Here is a 20,407-nt window from a genome sequence, read left to right as displayed (position 1 = left end):
GTTACCGGGCAATTCCCAGGGAGGCAAGCGTTACTGCTGGTAGAGCTCCAGCGGCAGGCCATCCGGATCGTTGAAGAAGGTAAAGCGTTTTCCGGTGAAGGGATCGATACGAATAGCTTCACACTTTACGCCATGGGCGTCGAGATGCTGCACGGCCTGATCGATATCGTCCACGCTAAAGGCAAGGTGACGCAGACCGCAGGCTTCCGGCCGGGACGGACGCGCCGGCGGGAAGGGGAACGAAAACAGCTCAATGACGTACTGGCCGTTCAGCGCCAGGTCGCCCTTCCAGGAGTCGCGCTCTGCGCGGTAAAACTCACTCTGCAGGGTAAATCCCAGCGTATCGCAGTAAAACGCCTTACTCGCGGCGTAGTCGGTGGCAATAATTGCAATATGGTGAACCTGCTTTAAGCCCAGCATAGTCTCTCCTTTTTAATGTGCCTGAACGTTATATCCGAACACCCATGCCGTGCAAGGGGTCACTGCGCTTTTAAGACCCGTACCCGGTAGATGCCGTTTTCATCCCGTTTGGCACCGTGGATATCGGTTTCGAATCCTGGATAGTGACGGCCAATCGAGCAGAGCATAAGCAGGAAATCGAGCACCGCCCTGCTCTGCTCGGTAATCATCTCCCCTGGCATCAACAGCGGTACACCAGGTGGATAAGGCAGGATCATGTTAGCCGAGATCCGTCCGACCAGATCCTCGAGATCGACCGTTTCTACCTCCCCTTTCACCTGCTGCTGCCAGGCATGGTGCGGGGTGAGCTTCATTTCCGGCAGAACGTCAAACGCCTGCAGCATCAGCCGCGGCAGATCGTGCTGGCGGATCAATTTATGGATCCCCTGAGCCAGATCCTGAATGCGCATGTTGCGGTAAAAATCAGGATCCTCAGCGTAGAGATCCGGCAGCATGTTTTTGACCCGCAGGTTCAGATCGTAGGCACGCTTAAACTCCATCAACCCGCGCAGCAGTCCCATCGCCCGGGTTTTGTCGATACCGATACTGAACAGAAACAGCAGGTTATACGGCCCGGTCTTTTCGACCACTACGCCGCGCTCATCAAGGAACTTCGCCACCAGCGCCGCCGGAATACCCTCTTCACCCATGATCCCCTGCTCGTCCATGCCCGGCGTGAGAATGGTGACTTTGACCGGATCGAGGAACATATGATCCGCATCGGCATCGCGAAAGCCGTGCCAGCTCTCCCCCGGCGCAACCGGCCAGCATTCGGCTTCGTCGATATCGTCCGGCTGCCAGATATCAAAGAACCAGCCGTCGGCTTCATCTTTAAGGCGCTGGACCTCCTTGCGAAAATGCAGGGCGCGCTCAACGGAGCGGTTGATCAGACGTTTACCGGGATTCCCGCGCAACATCGCCGCGGCGGTTTCAATCGAGGCCACCAGCGGATAGCTCGGCGAGGTGGTGGTGTGCATCATAAAGGCTTCGTTGAAGGTCTCTTCGTCGTATTCACCTTTAATGTGAATGAGCGACGCCTGAGAGAACGCCGCCAGCATCTTGTGCGTGGACTGGGTTTCAAAGAACACTTTTCCCGGCACCCGATCGCCGCTCATGCCGCTTTTACCGGCATAGATCGGGTGGAAATTGGTGTAGGGCACCCACGCGGAGTCAAAGTGGATCGAGGGCACATCCAGGGTCTGTTTTACCCAGTTGGTGTTGTAGAGCAAACCGTCATAGGTGGAGTTGGTGATCACCGCGTGAACCGGCCAGCTTGCCCCCGGCACGGCAGCCACTTTGCTCTCAATCGCCGTATGGGAAAACTCCCGGCGTGGGATCCCGCCGAGAATGCCCAGCGCATTACGGGTGGGCGACAGCCAGATCGGCACCACGTCACTCATCATCAGCAGATGCGCCAGCGACTTGTGGCAGTTGCGGTCAATCAGTAGCGTACTGCCGTCCGGTGCGGCGTACATGCCGACAATCTTGTTCGAGGTCGAGGTGCCGTTGGTCACCATATAACTCTGCTCAGCACCAAAGGTGCGGGCGATGTACTCTTCAGCTTCGAGATGCGGGCCGGTATGATCCAGCAGCGATCCCAGTTCCGTCACCGAGATCGACACATCCGCCTTCAGCGTGTTCCCACCAAAGAAGTCATAGAACAGACAGCCCACCGGGCTTTTCTGATACGCCGTTCCCGCCATATGCCCCGGGGTGCAGAAGGTATACTTCCCCTCTTTCACATAGGTGAAAAGCGCGCGGGTAAACGGCGGGGTGATGGTATCCAGGTACTCGCCGGTATATTGCTGAATGCGAGTAGCAATATCCTCAGCCACCCCCAGCGAATATTCAAAGAACCATAGCGCCATGCGCATATCATGGGCACTGACGTCCATCGTGGAGTGGGTATTGATAAAAGCGTACAGCGGCAGATATTCATTGAGTTGATTGATATCGCTGCACAGATCGAGGTCGTATTCGTCCCAGTCGAAGATGACGCCGCAAATCCGCGGGTTATGTTCGATAAACTTCAGTAGATCGGCGCTGTTCTGCGGCCAGATAAGTTGAAACCCGCGCGACCTTAACGCCTGCTCCAGCTCCTTGATGGGTTCGTCTTTATAAAAGACGCCGTGTGGCCCCATAATGGCAATAATGTTCACGGTATACCTCCTTAAAAAACATTCACTAAGCATAGTTGAGGTAAACCGCAGGCATAAAAAAAGCCGCAACGATGTGCGGCTTTTCAGAGTATGACGTAGCTTAGGCGTAACCGTAGCTCATCAGACGCTGGTAACGACGGTTAAGCAGATCTTCTTTGCTCAGCACGTCGAGGTCTGCGAGGTCAGCCAGCAGCTGAGCTTTCAGAGAGGCGGCCATCACTTCCGGCTTACGGTGCGCGCCACCCAGTGGTTCCGGGATAACGGTATCGATCAGCTTCAGCTCTTTCAGACGCGGGGCGATAATGCCCATCGCTTCGGCAGCCAGCGGCGCTTTATCGGCGCTTTTCCACAGAATGGATGCACAGCCTTCCGGGGAGATAACGGAATAGGTGCTGTACTGCAGCATATTCACTTTATCGCCCACGCCAATCGCCAGCGCACCACCGGAACCACCTTCACCGATAACGGTGCAGATGACCGGCACGCTCAGGCGTGACATTTCGCGCAGGTTGCGGGCAATCGCTTCAGACTGGCCGCGCTCTTCTGCACCGACGCCAGGGTATGCACCCGGGGTGTCGATGAAGGTGATGATCGGCATGTTGAAACGCTCGGCCATCTCCATCAGACGCAGCGCTTTACGATAACCCTCTGGCGCTGGCATCCCGAAATTGCGGCGAATTTTTTCTTTGGTTTCGCGCCCTTTCTGGTGGCCAATAATCATCACTGGACGACCGTCGAGGCGTGCGATACCGCCAACGATAGCTTTATCGTCGGCATAAGCGCGATCGCCTGCCAGCTCGTCGAATTCATCGAACGCCAGGCGGACATAATCCAGGGTGTACGGACGCTGTGGATGGCGCGCCATCTGGGCAACCTGCCATGCGCCGAGATCGGCAAAGATTTTGCGCGTCAGTTCTACGCTTTTTTCACGCAGACGATGCACTTCTTCGTCGATGTTAATATCCAGTTTTTCATCCTGACGGCCAACGGCGGTCAGAGAATCGATTTTCGCTTCCAGCTCTGCAATCGGCTGTTCGAAATCAAGGAAATTCAGACTCATAGTATTCCTGTATTAGTCAAACTCCAGTTCCACCTGCTCCGAACCAATGAGGCCACGCAGATCGTTAAGTAAACGATCGCTCGGAGAGACACGCCACGACGCACCAAAGCGCAACCGTGCACGCGCATCCGCCCTCTGATAGTAGAGATGTACTGGAATGGTCCCCGAGCGGTGGGGTTCCAGAGACTGACGGAGTCGGTTTAAAAGCTGGTCATCAATTTGCCTGTCCGTCAGCGAGATAGCAAGCCCGCGAGCATATTTTTCCCGGGCTTCGTCAATGTCCATCACTTCGCGGGCGGTCATTTTAAGCCCCCCGCTGAAGTCATCAAAGCTGACCTGTCCGCTGACGATAAGTATGCGGTCTTTTTCCAGCAACTGCTGGTATTTATCCAGTGCGTCAGTGAATAACATCACCTCCAGCCGCCCGGAACGGTCATCCAGCGTACAGATGCCGATACGATTGCCGCGCTTGGTGACCATAACCCTCGCGGCAATGACGAGCCCCGCAGCCGTGGTCATCTTACCACGTTCTGTCGGATGCATGTCTTTCAGCCGGTAGCCTCCGACATAGCGCTCAATTTCTTTAAGATACTGGTTGATCGGGTGCCCGGTCAGGTAGAGACCCAGGGTTTCACGCTCGCCGTCCAGCACCGTCTGTTCCGGCCATGGCTGACAGCTGGCGTAGGACTGTTCGATCTGCTCCGGCTCTTCAGCCAGCACGCCGAACATATCCGCCTGACCAATGGCTTCGGCTTTTGAGTGCTGATCGGCGGCCTTCAGGGCGTCGGCCAGCGAGTTCATCAGCGCGGCGCGATGCGGTCCCAGACGGTCAAACGCCCCGGACATGATCAGCTTTTCCAGCACCCGACGGTTCAGTTTTTTGATATCGGTCCGCGCGCACAGGTCAAACAGCTCGCGGAAGTAGCCGCCCTGGTTACGGGCTTCAATGATGGCTTCGATCGGGCCTTCACCCACGCCTTTAATGGCGCCGATACCGTACACAATCTCCCCGTCGTCGTTGACGTGGAAATGGTACAGACCGGAGTTGATGTCCGGCGGCAGGATCTTCAGCCCCATGCGCCAGCACTCGTCCACCAGGCCAACCACTTTCTCGGTGTTGTCCATATCGGCGGTCATTACCGCGGCCATAAACTCTGCCGGGTAGTGGGCTTTCAGCCACAGCGTCTGGTACGAGACTAATGCGTAAGCGGCGGAGTGTGACTTGTTAAAGCCATATCCGGCGAATTTCTCTACCAGATCGAAGATTTTAATTGCCAGTTCGCCATCAACGCCGTTTTTCTTCGCCCCTTCTTCAAAGGTGCCGCGCTGCTTGGCCATCTCTTCCGGCTTTTTCTTACCCATCGCACGACGCAGCATGTCCGCGCCGCCGAGGGTGTAGCCGGAGAGCTCCTGGGCAATCTGCATTACCTGTTCCTGATACAGGATAATGCCGTAAGTGGGTTCCAGAACCGGTTTCAGACACTCGTGCTGCCACTGTACGTCCGGGTAGGAGATCTCTTCCCGGCCATGCTTACGGTCGATAAAGTTATCTACCATCCCCGACTGCAACGGCCCCGGACGGAACAATGCGACCAGAGCGATCATGTCTTCGAAGCAGTCAGGCTGCAGACGTTTAATCAGATCCTTCATGCCGCGGGATTCAAGCTGGAACACCGCGGTGGTTTCCGAGCGCTGCAGCATGTCGAAGCTTTTCTTGTCATCCAGCGGGATCGCCGCGATATCAATCGGCTCCAGGCCCTGCTTGGCCCGGCGCGGGTTGATCATCTTCAGCGCCCAGTCGATGATGGTGAGCGTACGCAGGCCGAGGAAGTCAAACTTCACCAGGCCGGCGTATTCCACATCGTTCTTATCGAACTGGGTGACCGGGTGCGAGCCGGTCTCATCGCAGTACAGCGGCGCAAAATCGGTAATTTTGGTCGGAGCAATAACCACCCCACCGGCGTGTTTACCGGCGTTACGGGTGACGCCTTCCAGCTTGCGCGCCATGTCGATTAGCGCTCTGACCTCTTCGTCGGCCTCGTAGATCTCTGGCAGTTGCGGTTCAGCTTCAAAAGCTTTCGCCAGGGTCATGCCCGGATCGGGCGGCACCAGCTTCGAGATGCGGTCGACAAAGCCATACGGATGCCCCAGCACGCGGCCCACGTCGCGGATAACCGCTTTTGCCGCCATCGTACCGAAGGTAATAATCTGCGACACCGCATCGCGGCCGTACATGTCCGCCACATGCTCGATAACCTGGTCGCGTTTTTCCATGCAGAAGTCGACGTCGAAGTCGGGCATCGAGACACGTTCCGGGTTAAGGAAGCGTTCGAACAGCAGGTCAAACTCCAGCGGATCGAGATCGGTAATTTTCAGCGCATAGGCCACCAGCGATCCGGCACCTGAACCACGGCCCGGCCCTACCGGTACGCCGTTGTCCTTCGACCACTGGATAAACTCCATTACGATCAGGAAGTAGCCGGGGAACCCCATCTGGTTGATAACCTGGAGTTCAATATCCAGACGCTCGTCATAGGCCGGGCGCTTTTCGGCGCGCACGGCCGGGTCCGGGAAGAGGAATTCCAGACGCTCTTCCAGACCCTCTTTCGATTTCACGACCAGGAAATCTTCCGTGGTCATGTCGCCAGTCGGGAACTGCGGCAGGAAGTACTCGCCCAGGCGGACGGTGACATTGCAGCGTTTGGCAATCTCTACGCTGTTTTCCAGCGCTTCCGGGATATCGGAGAACAGCTCGCACATCTCCTCTTCGCTGCGCATATACTGCTGCGGCGAATAGTTGCGCGGGCGTTTCGGATCGTCGAGGGTGAAGCCATCGTGGATGGCGACGCGAATTTCATGGGCGTCAAAATCGTCGGCGTTGATAAAGCGCACATCGTTGGACGCCACAACCGGCAGCCCATGCTGTTCTGCAAGGGCTACTGCGGCGTGCAGATAGGACTCTTCATCCGGACGGCCGGTGCGGATCAGCTCCAGATAGAAGCGATCCGGGAAATATTCTTTATAAAAATCGACACACTGCTCAACCAGCGCGTCATTGCCACGCAGCAGGCATCGACCAACGTCGCCCATGCGCCCGCCGGAGATCAGCAGCAACCCCTCGTTCAGCTCCGCCAGCCACTGGCGATCGATCCATGGGCCCTGTGCGCCATAGCCGCGCTGATAGGCCCGGGAGATCAACAGCGTCAGGTTCTGATAACCGGTGTTATTCATCGCCAGGACGCTGATCTGCGTCATTTCATCGGCGAGAAGCTCGCTCTGAACGTGAAAATCGGCACCAATCACCGGCTTCATACCGGCACCATGCGCCGTTCCGTAGAACTTCACCAGACCGCACAGGTTAGTGAAGTCGGTGATCGCCAGCGCAGGCATGCCAAGCGCGGCCGCCTTTTTCACCAGCGGCCCGGTCTTCGCCAGCCCATCAATCATGGAATAGTCGCTGTGCACCCGCAGGTGTACGAAACGTGGTTCAGCCATCTTCAGATTCCGCGTTACTTATTGGCGTCTTGATTCAGGACACGAGTCCCAGTGCGCGTTTCACCGGCCCAAAACTGCGGCGGTGATGTTCAGTTGCGCCGTGTTCAGCCAGTCTTTCCAGGTGGAAAGCGGTAGGATACCCCTTATGCTGAGCAAAGCCATACTGGGGAAAAGTGAGATCCAGCGCAGCCATTTCGGCATCGCGGGAGACTTTGGCAATGATCGAGGCGGCGCTGATTTCAGCCACCCGGCTGTCGCCTTTGACGACCGCCAGGGACGGCATGGGCAGCGCCGGACAACGATTTCCGTCGATCAGCACATACTCAGGCACCACGCTCAGCCCGGCCACCGCGCGCTGCATCGCCAGCATGGTGGCATGCAGGATATTCAGTTCGTCGATCTCATGCGGCTCTGCCCGCCCCAGACTCCAGGCCAGCGCTTTCTCTTTAATTTCATCGTACAGCGCCAGGCGGCGCTTTTCGGATAATTTCTTTGAGTCATTCAGACCGATAATCGGACGAGCAGGATCGAGGATCACCGCGGCAGTGACAACAGCACCCACCAGCGGCCCACGTCCCACTTCATCCACACCCGCCACCAGATGGGTGTGAGGGTAAACAAATTCCATCACTGTGCTAACTCCAGCACCGCGTCAGCCGCCTGTTCATCGGCATTACAGCGGATCTGCTGATGTAATTCCCGGAAGGTGTCATGCATTTCATGGCTGGTTTTGCCGTCGGCCAGCAGCGGTTGCAGCGCGGCGGCTAACGCCTGTGGCTGGCACTCATCCTGCAGTAGCTCTTTGACCAACTCGCGGCGGGCAAGCAGGTTCGGCAGGGAGACGTAATCGGTTTTCACCAGACGTTTCGCCAGCCAGAAGGTGAACGGCTTCATACGATAGCCTACCACCATCGGGCATTTCGCCAGCATGCACTCCAGCGCGGCGGTGCCCGATGCCAGCAGCGCGGCATCGCTGGCGACCATTGCCTCACGGCCTTTGCCATCTAACAGATGAACATGCAGATCCGGGGCGACCTCTGCCTTAATGCGCTCGAACTGCTCCCGGCGTTTGGCATTCACCAGCGGCACGACCACTTCGAGGTCAGGGTAGGTCTGACGCAGGATCTGCGCCGTTTTCAGGAAATCTGCGCTGAGCATTTCCACTTCAGCTCCACGACTGCCCGGCAACAGGGCCAGACAGTGAGCGTCATGCGGAATTCCGAGCACGTCTCGAGCCGCATTTTTATCGGGATCCAGCGGCATGGCATCAGCCATGGTGTGGCCGATAAAGCGGCACGGCACGTTGAATTTATCGTAAAACGCTTTTTCGAAAGGCAGGAAAGCCAGAACGAGATTCGTCGATCTGCCTATTTTGAAAACGCGTTTCTGTCGCCACGCCCAGACGGACGGACTGACGTAATGGATGGTTTTGATCCCCTGCTTTTTCAGATTACCTTCGAGGGTAATGTTGAAATCAGGCGCATCAATGCCGACGAACACATCGGGCTGTAGTTCGGTAAAACGGCGCGTCAAATCGGCGCGGATATGCAGCAAACGGCGCAGACGCCCCAGCACCTCGACGATGCCCATCACCGCCAGCTCTTCCATCTCGTACCAGGCTTCACACCCTTCAGCCTGCATCAATGGACCAGCAACGCCGACAAAGCGCGCGTTGGGAACGCGCGCTTTGAGCGCTCGAATAAGACCGGCACCAAGAATATCGCCGGAGGTTTCTCCGGCGACAAGGGCGATCGTCAGCGGGCGACTATCAACCATTAACGAATCAGACCGCGAGTTGAGCGTGCGAAGAATTCCACGAACGCGTTCACCTCAGGATGCTGTTTCGCCAGTTCAGCGATTTCCGGCTTCGCCTCTTCCAGCGTTTTACCGTTACGGTAAAGCTGTTTGTAGGCGTTACGGATAGCCATAATCGCTTCACGGCTGAAGCCGCGACGCTTCAGGCCTTCGATGTTAACGCCAAACGGCGTCGCATGGTTGCCCTGCGCAATCACATACGGCGGGACGTCCTGCGCCACGCCGGAGCAGCCGCCAACCATCACGTGCGCACCAATGATGCAGAACTGATGGACCGCGGTCATGCCGCCAATGATGGCATGATCGTCAACTGATACGTGTCCCGCCAGCGTTGCGTTGTTGGCGAGAATACAGCGGTTACCAACGGTACAGTCATGCGCGATATGCGCGTTGACCATAAACAGGTTATCGCTGCCCACCTTCGTCAATTCACCACCCTGTACTGTGCCACGATGAATGGTGACGCTTTCGCGAATGCGGTTACGATCGCCAATTTCCACACGGGTCGGTTCGCCAGCATATTTCAGATCCTGGTTAACTTCACCGATGGAGGCGAACTGATAGATCACGTTATCGCGGCCAATGGTCGTATGACCATTCACCACGACGTGAGATTTCAGTACGGTACCCTCACCAATTTCAACATGGGGTCCAACAATACAAAATGGACCAATGTGAACGTTAGCACCGATAACGGCACCCTCTTCCACAATGGCGGTTGGATGAATAAAGGCGGTTTTATCAATCACGTATCAGGCCTCCCGGCTACGCGCACACATCATGGTAGCTTCGCAAACAACTTTGCCGTCAACCAGAGCTACGCCTTTAAAGCGAGTCAGGCCGCGACGCGTTTTTTCAAAAGTCACTTCCATGATCATCTGATCACCAGGCACGACCGGGCGCTTAAAGCGCGCTTCGTCAATACCTGCGAAGTAATACAGCTCACCCGGCTCCAGTTTACCAACGCTTTTAAACGCCAGAATACCGGTAGCCTGAGCCATCGCTTCCAGGATCAATACGCCCGGGAAGATAGGCTTCCCAGGGAAATGCCCCTGGAAGAATGGCTCGTTTACAGAAACATTTTTCACTGCGCGCAGAAAACGACCTTCTTCAAAATCCAGCACACGGTCTACCAGCAAAAACGGGTAGCGGTGCGGCAGAAGTTCTAAAATCTCTTCAATATGCAGAGTATGAGTGTCAGTAGTCAAAATACTCTTCCTGTCAAAATATCTGAATGGCAATAATAACACGGCCTGCCGGTTTATAAGAAAGCCGACAGGCCGGGAAGTGTGCGTTAAACGGGTGAACGCTTAGTCTTGTTGATCGATTTTGCGCTCAATGGCCTTGAGGCGCTTGCTCATATCATCAATATTCATTACCAGGGCAGCAGTTTTACGCCACGCCTTGTTAGGCTGTAACGGTATACCTGAGGAGTAGACGCCCGGCTCAGTGATAGGACGCATAACCATGCCCATGCCTGTCACCGTGACTTTGTCGCATATTTCCATATGCCCGTTAATGACGCTGGCGCCGCCAATCATACAGTAACGGCCAATCTTCAGGCTGCCTGCCATAATAACGCCACCGGCAACCGCGGTATTGTCGCCAATCACAACGTTATGTGCAATCTGGCACTGGTTATCGATGATAACACCATTACCGATAATCGTGTCATCAAGCGCACCACGGTCAATGGTGGTACATGCGCCGATTTCGACACGATCGCCGATGATCACCCGTCCCAGCTGCGGGATCTTCACCCAGTTACCACGATCGTTGGCATAACCGAAACCATCCGAACCGATAACGGTGCTGGACTGGATTAGGCAATGTTCACCAATTTCGATTTCATGGTAAACGGAGACATTGGCCCACAGACGAGAGCCTGCACCAATTTTTGTTTTTTTACCCACGAAGCAACCGGCGCCAATCACCACGTTATCGCCCAGAACGACGTCTGATTCGATAACGGCATTGGCACCAATTGATACGTTGTTACCCAGCTGCGCCGTCGGATCAATCACCGCACTGGGTGCGATGTTCTGTGCCGGCTGCGGCGTGGTATCGAGAATTTGTGCCATACGGGCATACGTCAGGTAGGGATTCTTCACTACCAGCGCAGCACCTGCGGCAAACGGCAAATCGTCCTGCGTCAGTACGACAGCAGACGCCTGGCAAAGCGCCAGATGTTCACGGTACTTCGGGCTTACCATGAAGGTGATAGTGCCTGCTTTAGCAGACTGCATGGACGCAACAGCGGTGATGACGATATCGCCATCACCGTGTAATTCTGCATCCAACTGCTGAGCTAAATCAGCGAGTCGAATTGAAGGCATTACTTATTTAACCTGTTTCAGGACATCAGCGGTGATGTCTTTAACATCGCTGCTGTTGAATGCAACAGCGTTAGCATCAACAACCAGATCGATGTTCTGATCGGCAGCAACAGCTTTCACAGCAGACTGGATACGGGTAACCAGTTTGCCACGTTCTTCGTTAGAACGACGTTGACGATCCTGCTCAAAAGCTTGCGCTTTCTGAGAGAAGGTCTGACGCTGAGCCATTACGTCTTTTTCCACTTTGCTGCGCTCGCTCGCTTTCATGGTAGAACCATCGCGCTGCAGACGCTGCATTTTGGATTGCAGATCTTTTTCCATACCTTGCAGTTCGCTTGCACGGCCTTTGAACTCGTTCTCCAGCGTGGCAGAAACACCTGTTTTCTGCGCAACCTGCTGGAACAAGTTACCCATATTGACGATTGCAATTTTGTCTGCTGCCTGAGCAGAAGTTGCCATCGCTAAACCGAGACCTGCAGCTAATAACCACTTTTTCACAATTAACTCCTTACCATCCCATTGGTACCCGAAGGTACCGTTCTTTGCGTGGCAAGGCGATCCTGCGATCGCCAGTTGTCAGCGCTACACTGCCAACGCATTCCTTTGCGGCGGACAATTACCAGGTTTTACCAATGTTAAACTGGAACTGCTCCGCTTTGTCTCCCTCGTATTTCTTAAACGGCTGGGCGTAGGAGAAGACCAACGGCCCCAGCGGTGACATCCATTGTAGTGCGAGACCCGCAGACATACGAATATTGCTCGGATCGCTGTAGTCCGGAATGCCTGCAGCACGGGTCGCACTGGTATTTTCCCAGTTAGTATCCCATACGGTACCCGCATCCAGGAAGAAGGAGGTACGTACGGAATTGGCATACTTATCGCTGATAAACGGCGTAGGCGTAATAAACTCCAGGCTGGCAACACCCATGGCGTTACCACCTACTGCATCATCAGAGCTACACACTTCGCTCGATGAAGCCTTATCGCAGTTATCTTCGTCATTGCCACCGTAATACGCTGCTTTCGGACCAATGTTGTTGGACTGGAAGCCACGCACGGTGCTTGAGCCGCCCGCGTAGAAGTTCTCGTAGAATGGCAATTCTTTGCCACCTAAACCATCGCCGTAACCCCAGCGCGTACGACCCAGAACCACCCATTTATGGTCTTCGTCGATCGGGAAGTAGGACGCGGTATCGAGGGTGACTTTATAGAACTCATTATCTGAGCCCGGAACCGTGACTTTACCGTTCAGGTTGACGCGCGAACCTTCGGTCGGGAAGAAACCACGGTCGAGGCGGTTGTACGTCCAGCCATAGTTGAAGGTGAAGTCATCGGCGGCAAAGCCGTTATCATCATTCGAGGTGCTGGCAGACTGTCCGATAGAATCCAGATAACGCCACATTGCCACCTGCGGCTGCATGTTGGACAGGTCGTTATGCACATAACCTAAGCCAGCACGCAGGGTGTTGTATTCGTTAATCGGGAAGCCGAGCGTACCATCAACGCCGTAGCTTTTGTTGGTATACGAGGACAGGTCCGCATCATCCGCTTTAAAGTCGTTATAGAAAATACGACCGCCCAGACTCACACCATCAACGGTGAAGTAAGGGTTAGTAACGGAGAGCTCGGAGTAGGTCTGGTAGTCGTTTTTGGTACCGTTGATACCGACGGAATAGCCAGTACCTAACCAGTTATCCTGCTGCACGCCTACCTGGAAGCTGACGCCGCTTTCAGTACCGTAACCGACACCAAAGTTAAAGCTACCGGTATTACGCTCTTTAACCTTGTAGACGACGTCTACCTGGTCCGGTCTACCTGGTACGCGCTGCGTATCAGTATCGACGGTTTCGAAATAACCCAGACGGTTCAGACGCTCTTTACCCTGGTCAACCAGATCGCTGCCCAGCCACGCGCCTTCCATCTGGCGCATTTCGCGGCGCAGAACAGAATCTTTGGAGGTGTCGTTACCTTCAAAGCGGATCTTACGAACGTAGAAACGGTTACCCGCATCAACGTTAACGTGGAGCTTAACGGTTTTATCCGTATCGTTGATTTCAGGCTGAGTCTGTACGCGTGGGTAAGCATAACCATAACGGCCGAGCAGCTTTTTAATGCCGTCTTCCATTTTGGTCACTTTCGCACCGCTATACAGTTCACCCGGCTGCAGTTTGGTCAGGCTTTCGATCTCGGCAGAGTGACCCGCGAGGTTACCACTCACTTCCACACCAGAAAGCTTGTACTGATCGCCTTCGGTAATGTTAACGGTGATGTAGATGCCTTTCTTGTCTGGCGTCAGGCTGACCTGAGTCGAGTCGATGTTGAAGCGCGCATAGCCGCGATCCAGATAGTAGCTGCGCAGGGTCTCGAGATCGCCTGCCAGTTTCTGTTTCTGGTATTTACGGTCGCCTACTACGTTCCACCACGGCACTTCGTCACGCAGTTGGAAGGTAGAGATCAGCTCGTCGGTGCTGAACGCATGGTTACCGACGATGTTAATCTGCTGGATCTTCGCGGAAACGCCTTCCTGGAACACCAGCTTCAGATCGACACGGTTACGTGGCAGCGGAGTCACAACCGCTTTGACGCTCGCGCTGTATTTACCGACGCTGTAGTAGAAATCTTCCAGCCCTTTCTCGATATCAGACAGGGTGGTGCGATCCAGAGATTCGCCAACACGGACGCCAGAGGCCTCAAGGTTTTGCTTGAGCATGTCGTCTTTCACCGACTTGTTGCCGGAGAAAGTGATGCTGGCAATCGTTGGACGCTCTTTTACCTGAACCAACAGCGTATCACCATCGCGCAGGACGCGAACGTCCTCGAAGTTGCCAGTGGCAAACAGCGCGCGAATGGTATTACTAATGTCTTCATCATTAACCGTGTCGCCTGGGCGCACTGGCATACTGAGGAGGGCCGCACCAACGGCGACACGCTGAAGGCCTTCGAAATGAATATCTTTCACTACGAACCCGTCAGCACCGTATACGGTCGCGCTGCTAAACAGCAGCGACGCTATGAGCAACTTTTTCATCGCCATCGTTATTATGCGTTCTTCCTAACACTCTCTTACAACCGAGAGAAATCATTGAAAAGTGCAAGCCCCATTAACAGCACCAGTAAAATCGAACCAATGCGATAACTAAAGTCTTGAACTCGCTCGGATACCGGTCCGCCTTTTAGCTTCTCAATCGCTAAAAACAGCAGATGACCCCCGTCTAAAACAGGCAGTGGGAACAGGTTTATTATCCCGAGGTTCACGCTAATGAGCGCAAGGAACATGAGATAGTAAATCACCCCGAACTCTGCTGACATCCCAGCCCCCTGAGCGATCGAAATCGGCCCACTGAGGTTGTTCAGTTTTACGTCACCGGTAATCAGTTTCCCCAGCATCTGCACAGTCAGCTTCATCAGTTGCCATGTTTTATCCGTGGCTTCAAGAATGGCGCTAAACGGCCCATACTGGCGTATTGTCTTGTACTCATCAGGCAGCGGAATCACTTTTGGCACCACGCCTGCAAAACCTTCGGCCTTTCCGCCACCCGGTTTGGTATCCGGGATGAGCGTTAAAGAGAGCGGACTCCCCTGCCTTTCTATCTCCAGCGCCAGTGGCGTACCTGGATTATCACGCACCAGAGTAACAAAGGTCATCCACTGCGTTAAAGGTTGACCATCGACTTTAACGATCCTGTCGCCCGCTTGCAAACCTGCTTTACGCGCAGCGGAATCGGACTGGACTTCAGCAAGCACCGGTTCAATCTGCGCGCTGCGTGGGCGGATGCCTAACGCAGCAACGGGATCTTCTTTATCTGGCTCAAAGGTCCAGCTACGTAAATTCAGGATTTTATCCTGACGCGCACTGGAACCGAAAGGCGACACGCTAACGGTCGTTTGCTCATCACCAATTTTGGCAACCAGTTGTAACCGCACGGCATCCCAATCAGGGGTTTCGATACCATCGATCGCTTTAAGTTCCATGCCCGGATTAATTTGCGCGCTTGCCGCGATGGAGTTGGGTGTTATTTCACCAACAACCGGACGAACGCCAGGGACACCGATGATAAACACCAGCCAGTAAGCAAAAATGGCGAAGATGAAGTTTGCCACCGGACCGGCAGCAATGATTGCGGCGCGCTGGCCGACGGTTTTGTTGTTGAACGCGTAATGGCGCACTTCAGGCGCCACTGGCTCGACGCGCTCATCCAGCATTTTGACGTAGCCGCCGAGTGGGATAAGGGCAATAACAAATTCTGTGCCGTGGCGATCGTTACGACGCCAGAGCGCTTTCCCAAAGCCAATTGAAAAGCGCTCTACACGCACGCCACAGCGCCGAGCAACCCAGAAATGGCCAAATTCATGCACCGTGATAAGTACACCCAGTGCAACAATGAACGCCGCCAGATTCCAGAGAATGCTAAGCATAAAACCTTCCGTTAAATCGTCCCAAATACCAGCAAAAACAGGCAGGCAAACACGGGTACCGCTGCCGTCAGGCTGTCTATACGATCCAGGATACCGCCGTGCCCTGGAATAAGATTGCCACTGTCTTTGATCCCTGCTTCACGCTTAAACATACTTTCAGTCAAATCACCCAGCACGGAAGCCAGCGCTGCGACGATTGAACAGACCAATAATGTTGCCGGTGCCACCTCAAGGTTGGCCCATACGCCATAACCCCAGGAGATAATCGCCGCCGTAAACAGACCGCCGATAAAGCCCTGCCAGGTTTTACCCGGGGAGACCTTCGGTGCCAGTTTATGTTTGCCAAACAGTTTACCAAACATATAGGCGCCAGAGTCAGCCCCCCACACGAGAATCATGACATACAGCAGCCATAATGCCCCACTGTAAGGGTTGTCGTCGTAGTGCCAGGTACGGAGGGCCAGCATTCCCCAGAAGAAAGGAACAATGGTGAACAGCCCAAAGCAGAGGCGCAGTAGTTTCGAATTACGCCATAGCGACGCAGAGCCGGGATAGAAGAGCACCAGCAGCAGCGCTGCCAGCCACCATCCCAGCGAAAGCCAGAGCGAACCCGCTATTATCGGCTGATGAATATTGTGATGGTACTCTGGCAGCATAAAGAGCATCAGCGCCAGTATCAGTCCGCACAGCACCGCCAGCCATACCCGCTGAGAACGCGAGGTAAAGCCGCTAAACTGCCCCCACTCCCACGCTGCCAGCATGCATACGACCAGTGTGACAATAGCGAAGCCCACCGGTGGCAGTAAAAACAGCGCCGCGATGACAACAGGTATTAAAACAAACGCAGAAATCAGGCGATACTTCAGCAAAAGCTACCCCCATCAGGCGTTGTCGCCACCAGGCTCGGTACCACCAAAGCGACGCTCTCGATTGGCAAAGGCATGCAGCGCACCTTCAAAGTCTTGTTCATCAAAATCGGGCCAAAGAACATCTGTAAAGTAAAGTTCGGCGTAGGCAATTTGCCACAGCAAAAAGTTACTGATGCGATGTTCTCCCCCTGTCCTAATTACTAAATCCACGGGTGTCAGTTCACTCATGCAGATTTGCTGACTCAGCGCCTCTTCATTAATCTGGTCCGGCTGTAATAGCCCTTCCTGAACCTGTTCAGCCAAATGCCGTACACCCTGGACAATGTCCCAACGTCCGCCATAATTCGCCGCGATATTGAGCGTTAAGCCGGTGTTTTGTTCGGTCAACGCTTCCGCTTTACGAATACGTTCCTGCAAACGTGAGTTAAAACGACTGGTATCGCCGATAATACGCAGGCGAACGTTGTGGCGGTGCAGGCTTTTTACTTCGCTGTCGAGCGCCCACACGAACAATTCCATCAACGCGCTAACTTCCTGCGCAGGTCGATTCCAGTTTTCACTGCTGAAAGCATAGAGCGTTAACGCGTCAATGCCGTTATTGGCGGCAAAAGAAACGGCGCGGCGAACAGATTTCGCCCCAGCTTTATGCCCAAAGGCTCGGATCTTCCCTTGTCTTTTCGCCCAGCGGCCATTGCCATCCATGATGATTGCTACATGACGACAGCCATGTGCTGGCAAGTTCTCGCTTATTGGTTGATTCGCAGACAACATAACGCGTTTTTGGTCCCTGAAAGGATTTAACGGTACTCAGGAATACTGAAGCCTTTACGTAAAAAAGCCGTGTCATACCACGGCTTACCTGACCACGTAACGTCAACTACCCGTAATCAGGTGGCGCAGACTATATCACTGAAGCCCAACGCTAACAAATAGCATGACCATACGCGGCTGGATTATCACCAGCTTGCGAGGTGCGTCACCGCTTTTTGCGCCGTGAGCCTGGCTTTCGCATCGACGGTCAGCACATCATCCACACTTTGCGGCTCGCGTAAATCCATCGCCTCAAGAACAGAGAGGTTCAGCGCAGCGATATCCGTAAAGCGGATCCGCTGTTCGAGGAAGGCGGCGACAGCAATCTCGTTCGCCGCATTAAGGGCGGTTGTTGCCGCTTGCCCCTGCTCGAAGGCCTCCATCGCCAGCTTCAGGCACGGATAGCGCTGATAATCCGGCGCGCTGAACGTCAGCGCACTTAATTTGCAGAAGTCGAGTGGCTTCACGCCGGAGACCACGCGGTTAGGCCAGGCCATCGTATGGGCGATAGGCGTCCGCATATCAGGTTCGCCTAACTGCGCCATTACGCTGCCATCCCGGTAACGGACCATGGAGTGGATCACCGACTGCGGGTGAATCAACACTTCCATCTGCGCTGCCGAGGCGTTAAACAACCAGCGGGCTTCAATGTATTCCAGACCTTTATTCATCATGGTGGCAGAATCGACGGAGATTTTACGTCCCATCGACCAGTTCGGATGACGACAGGCCTGATCCGGGGTCATTGAGACCAGGTCAGACAACGGCGTATCGCGGAACGGGCCACCAGACCCGGTAAGCAGGATAGAAGAGACACCATTCTGCTCCAGATCAGCGTACCCCAGGTTTTGCTGAAACGGTTGCGGTAAACTCTGAAAAATAGCGTTATGTTCGCTATCTACCGGCAAAAGACGCGCGCCGCGCTGCTTCACCGCCTCCATAAACAGGCGTCCGCAGGTCACCAGCGACTCTTTGTTGGCCAGTAACACCGTTTTCCCGGCATCGATCGCCGCCAGCGTCGGCAGCAGGCCTGCAGCACCCACAATCGCCGCCATCACCTGGTCTACATCATCGAGGGCTGCCATGTCGCAGGCGGCCTGTTGACCGCTTAATACCTCGGTCCGGCTGCCGTTTTCGGCCAGCAACGCTTTTACCTGGCGAGCACTCTCCTCGTCGTCCATAACCGCATAGCGTGGCGCAAACTCAAGACACTGCTCGACCATGCGCTGAACGTTTTTCCCGGCAACCAGCGCGGTCACGGTGTAGTGTTCAGGATTGTGGCGAACGACGTCGAGCGTGCTGCAACCGATCGATCCGGTTGAGCCGAGGAGTGTTAATTGCTTCATGAATTGTCCAGAAGTAGTGAAACCAGCAAAGCAAAACGCCGCCAGCAAAGCCCAACGGGCCTTCTGTACGGCGTTTTATCAGAGTACGTCAGAAATCAGAACTGCATCAGTTCCGCTTCTTTTTCTGCCAGCGCCGCATCAAGTTTCTTGATAGCTGCATCGGTCAGTTTCTGTACGTCGTCCTGAGAACGGCGATCGTCATCTTCGCTGATCTCTTTGTCTTTCAGCAGCGCTTTCACTTTATCGTTCGCGTCACGGCGTACGTTACGCACGGCAACACGGCCCTGCTCTGCTTCACCACGTACTATTTTGATCAGATCTTTACGACGCTCTTCGGTCAGCGCTGGCAGTGGAACACGGATATCCGTGCCTGCAGAGCTTGGGTTCAGACCCAGATCGGATGCCATGATGGCTTTCTCAACGGCCGGACCCATTGAACGATCGAAGACGTTGATTTTCAGCGTACGGGTATCTTCTACCGTCACCTGCGCCAGCTGACGCAGCGGGGTTGGCGTACCGTAATATTCCACGATGATGCCATCCAGCAGGCTTGGAGAAGCACGGCCAGTACGGATTTTGCTGATTTGGGTTTTGAACGCTTCTACGCATTTGTCCATGCGTACTTCAGCATCTTTTCTGATGTCGTTAATCACGTTACGAATCCTTGGAAACTTGTCTCAGGCAGACTATCTACCAACACAACGCTACAGGTGTGCTAAGTATAGTCGCGTTTAATTCATGACAACGCCAAAGGCGCGTCCAGGTAAGATATCACTACAAAGTAAAGCGGAATCTTACCTGTATTTATCGTCTACGGAAATTATTCCGTGATCAAAGTGCCTTCTTTTTCACCCATGACCACGCGACGCAGGGCGCCAGGCTTGTTCATGTTGAAAACACGGATCGGCAGTTTGTGGTCGCGAGCCAGCGTGAAAGCGGCAAGATCCATCACTTTCAGCTCTTTATCCAGTACTTCGCTGTAGGACAGCTGATCGTACATGGTGGCGGCAGGATCTTTGGCAGGATCGGCAGTAAACACGCCATCCACTTTGGTCGCTTTCAGGACCACATCGGCTTCGATCTCAATACCGCGCAGGCAGGCCGCGGAATCGGTAGTAAAGAACGGGTTACCCGTACCGGCGGAGAGGATCACCACGCGGTTGTTGCGCAGCAGGCTGATGGCTTCGGCCCAGCTGTAGTTGTCACACACGCCATTCAACGGAATAGCGGACATCAGGCGTGCATTCACATAGGCACGATGCAGTGCATCACGCATAGCCAGGCCATTCATGACCGTTGCCAGCATACCCATGTGGTCGCCCACCACGCGATTCATGCCTGCTTTTGCCAGACCCGCGCCACGGAAAAGGTTACCACCGCCAATGACTACGCCAACCTGGATGCCCAGTTCAACCAGTTCTTTGATTTCCTGCGCCATGCGGTCAAGGATGCTTGCGTCAATACCGAAGCCTTCCGACCCTTGCAGCGCTTCGCCACTCAGCTTAAGCAGAATGCGTTTGTAAACGGGTTTTGCATTGGTAGCCATATTTCTTTCCTGGGACTGTCAACGATTAAGATGGGGTTAATTCTGGCGACATGATATATCGCATCTCAACACAGACACTATAGGCGTCTGGCTGAT

The 20,407-nt window shown here is 54.5% G+C and carries 17 protein-coding genes; all 17 read right to left on the bottom strand.

Annotated elements, in window-relative coordinates:
* Positions 1–30 precede the first annotated feature (30 nt).
* The 17 genes from SOM40_RS04100 to pyrH all read right to left on the bottom strand — a co-directional run bounded on the left by SOM40_RS04100 (position 31) and on the right by pyrH (position 20,311).
* Positions 31–420: a VOC family protein gene (locus tag SOM40_RS04100; protein ID WP_106994312.1), complete on the bottom strand. Its 390-nt coding sequence runs from the start codon at positions 418–420 to the stop codon at positions 31–33.
* Between the two features lie 59 nt (positions 421–479).
* On the bottom strand, positions 480–2,618 hold the full coding sequence (locus tag SOM40_RS04095) for a lysine decarboxylase LdcC (protein ID WP_320530003.1): 2,139 nt from the start codon (positions 2,616–2,618) through the stop codon (positions 480–482).
* 100 nt (positions 2,619–2,718) lie between these two features.
* Entirely contained in the window at positions 2,719–3,678 is a 960-nt protein-coding gene (accA, locus tag SOM40_RS04090) for an acetyl-CoA carboxylase carboxyl transferase subunit alpha (RefSeq protein ID WP_106994311.1), read from the bottom strand.
* Positions 3,679–3,690: 12 nt separating this feature from the next.
* Positions 3,691–7,173 (bottom strand): DNA polymerase III subunit alpha, encoded by a 3,483-nt coding sequence (gene dnaE / locus SOM40_RS04085; RefSeq protein ID WP_262672688.1) that lies wholly within the window; start codon positions 7,171–7,173, stop codon positions 3,691–3,693.
* A 34-nt stretch (positions 7,174–7,207) separates the two neighbouring features.
* Positions 7,208–7,804, bottom strand: a complete 597-nt coding sequence (gene rnhB, locus SOM40_RS04080) for a ribonuclease HII (RefSeq protein WP_106994309.1) — start codon at positions 7,802–7,804, stop codon at positions 7,208–7,210.
* A complete protein-coding gene (gene lpxB / locus SOM40_RS04075; protein ID WP_320530002.1) occupies positions 7,801–8,949 on the bottom strand; it encodes a lipid-A-disaccharide synthase in 1,149 nt (382 codons plus the stop codon). The genes rnhB and lpxB overlap by 4 nt, the downstream gene beginning before the upstream one ends.
* Positions 8,949–9,737 carry an acyl-ACP--UDP-N-acetylglucosamine O-acyltransferase gene (lpxA, locus tag SOM40_RS04070; RefSeq protein ID WP_032616625.1) on the bottom strand — a complete coding sequence of 263 codons (789 nt, stop codon included), beginning with the start codon at positions 9,735–9,737 and terminating at the stop codon, positions 8,949–8,951. Before lpxA ends, lpxB begins: the two co-directional genes overlap by 1 nt.
* Positions 9,738–9,740: 3 nt before the next feature.
* Positions 9,741–10,196 carry a 3-hydroxyacyl-ACP dehydratase FabZ gene (gene fabZ, locus SOM40_RS04065; RefSeq protein WP_007373234.1) on the bottom strand — a complete coding sequence of 152 codons (456 nt, stop codon included), beginning with the start codon at positions 10,194–10,196 and terminating at the stop codon, positions 9,741–9,743.
* A 102-nt stretch (positions 10,197–10,298) separates the two neighbouring features.
* Positions 10,299–11,324 carry a UDP-3-O-(3-hydroxymyristoyl)glucosamine N-acyltransferase gene (gene lpxD, locus SOM40_RS04060; protein ID WP_166181632.1) on the bottom strand — a complete coding sequence of 342 codons (1,026 nt, stop codon included), beginning with the start codon at positions 11,322–11,324 and terminating at the stop codon, positions 10,299–10,301.
* 3 nt (positions 11,325–11,327) lie between these two features.
* Positions 11,328–11,822: a molecular chaperone Skp gene (gene skp, locus SOM40_RS04055; protein ID WP_225759553.1), complete on the bottom strand. Its 495-nt coding sequence runs from the start codon at positions 11,820–11,822 to the stop codon at positions 11,328–11,330.
* Positions 11,823–11,940: 118 nt separating this feature from the next.
* Positions 11,941–14,358, bottom strand: coding sequence for an outer membrane protein assembly factor BamA (bamA, locus tag SOM40_RS04050; RefSeq protein ID WP_106994305.1), 2,418 nt, complete (start codon positions 14,356–14,358; stop codon positions 11,941–11,943).
* Positions 14,359–14,387: 29 nt separating this feature from the next.
* A complete protein-coding gene (gene rseP / locus SOM40_RS04045; protein ID WP_106994304.1) occupies positions 14,388–15,740 on the bottom strand; it encodes a sigma E protease regulator RseP in 1,353 nt (450 codons plus the stop codon).
* An 11-nt stretch (positions 15,741–15,751) separates the two neighbouring features.
* The gene (gene cdsA, locus SOM40_RS04040; RefSeq protein ID WP_106994303.1) at positions 15,752–16,609 is read right to left on the bottom strand and encodes a phosphatidate cytidylyltransferase; all 858 of its coding nucleotides are present in this window, start codon (positions 16,607–16,609) and stop codon (positions 15,752–15,754) included.
* A gap of 12 nt (positions 16,610–16,621) precedes the next feature.
* Positions 16,622–17,380 carry a (2E,6E)-farnesyl-diphosphate-specific ditrans,polycis-undecaprenyl-diphosphate synthase gene (gene ispU / locus SOM40_RS04035; protein WP_320530001.1) on the bottom strand — a complete coding sequence of 253 codons (759 nt, stop codon included), beginning with the start codon at positions 17,378–17,380 and terminating at the stop codon, positions 16,622–16,624.
* Between the two features lie 185 nt (positions 17,381–17,565).
* On the bottom strand, positions 17,566–18,765 hold the full coding sequence (ispC, locus tag SOM40_RS04030) for a 1-deoxy-D-xylulose-5-phosphate reductoisomerase (RefSeq protein ID WP_106994301.1): 1,200 nt from the start codon (positions 18,763–18,765) through the stop codon (positions 17,566–17,568).
* Positions 18,766–18,860: 95 nt separating this feature from the next.
* The gene (gene frr / locus SOM40_RS04025; RefSeq protein ID WP_106994300.1) at positions 18,861–19,418 is read right to left on the bottom strand and encodes a ribosome recycling factor; all 558 of its coding nucleotides are present in this window, start codon (positions 19,416–19,418) and stop codon (positions 18,861–18,863) included.
* Between the two features lie 167 nt (positions 19,419–19,585).
* Entirely contained in the window at positions 19,586–20,311 is a 726-nt protein-coding gene (gene pyrH, locus SOM40_RS04020) for a UMP kinase (RefSeq protein WP_166181630.1), read from the bottom strand.
* Between the last annotated feature and the right edge of the window lie 96 nt (positions 20,312–20,407).

Origin of the sequence: Leclercia sp. CFBP8987, assembly GCF_034044995.2 — a bacterium.
GTDB lineage: Bacteria > Pseudomonadota > Gammaproteobacteria > Enterobacterales > Enterobacteriaceae > Enterobacter > Enterobacter tamurae.
Note: the sequence above shows the minus strand (reverse complement) of the source record. Positions and strands in the feature narration are given on the sequence as shown.

Bases quoted from the DNA above. Each gene is read 5' to 3' on its own strand.
- SOM40_RS04100 (WP_106994312.1), bottom strand. From the start codon at position 420: ATGCTGGGCTTAAAGCAGGTTCACCATATTGCAATTATTGCCACCGAC.
- accA (WP_106994311.1), bottom strand. From the start codon at position 3,678: ATGAGTCTGAATTTCCTTGATTTCGAACAGCCGATTGCAGAGCTGGAA.
- dnaE (WP_262672688.1), bottom strand. From the start codon at position 7,173: ATGGCTGAACCACGTTTCGTACACCTGCGGGTGCACAGCGACTATTCC.
- lpxB (WP_320530002.1), bottom strand. From the start codon at position 8,949: ATGGTTGATAGTCGCCCGCTGACGATCGCCCTTGTCGCCGGAGAAACC.
- lpxD (WP_166181632.1), bottom strand. From the start codon at position 11,324: ATGCCTTCAATTCGACTCGCTGATTTAGCTCAGCAGTTGGATGCAGAA.
- bamA (WP_106994305.1), bottom strand. From the start codon at position 14,358: ATGGCGATGAAAAAGTTGCTCATAGCGTCGCTGCTGTTTAGCAGCGCG.
- rseP (WP_106994304.1), bottom strand. From the start codon at position 15,740: ATGCTTAGCATTCTCTGGAATCTGGCGGCGTTCATTGTTGCACTGGGT.
- ispU (WP_320530001.1), bottom strand. From the start codon at position 17,380: ATGTTGTCTGCGAATCAACCAATAAGCGAGAACTTGCCAGCACATGGC.
- ispC (WP_106994301.1), bottom strand. From the start codon at position 18,765: ATGAAGCAATTAACACTCCTCGGCTCAACCGGATCGATCGGTTGCAGC.
- pyrH (WP_166181630.1), bottom strand. From the start codon at position 20,311: ATGGCTACCAATGCAAAACCCGTTTACAAACGCATTCTGCTTAAGCTG.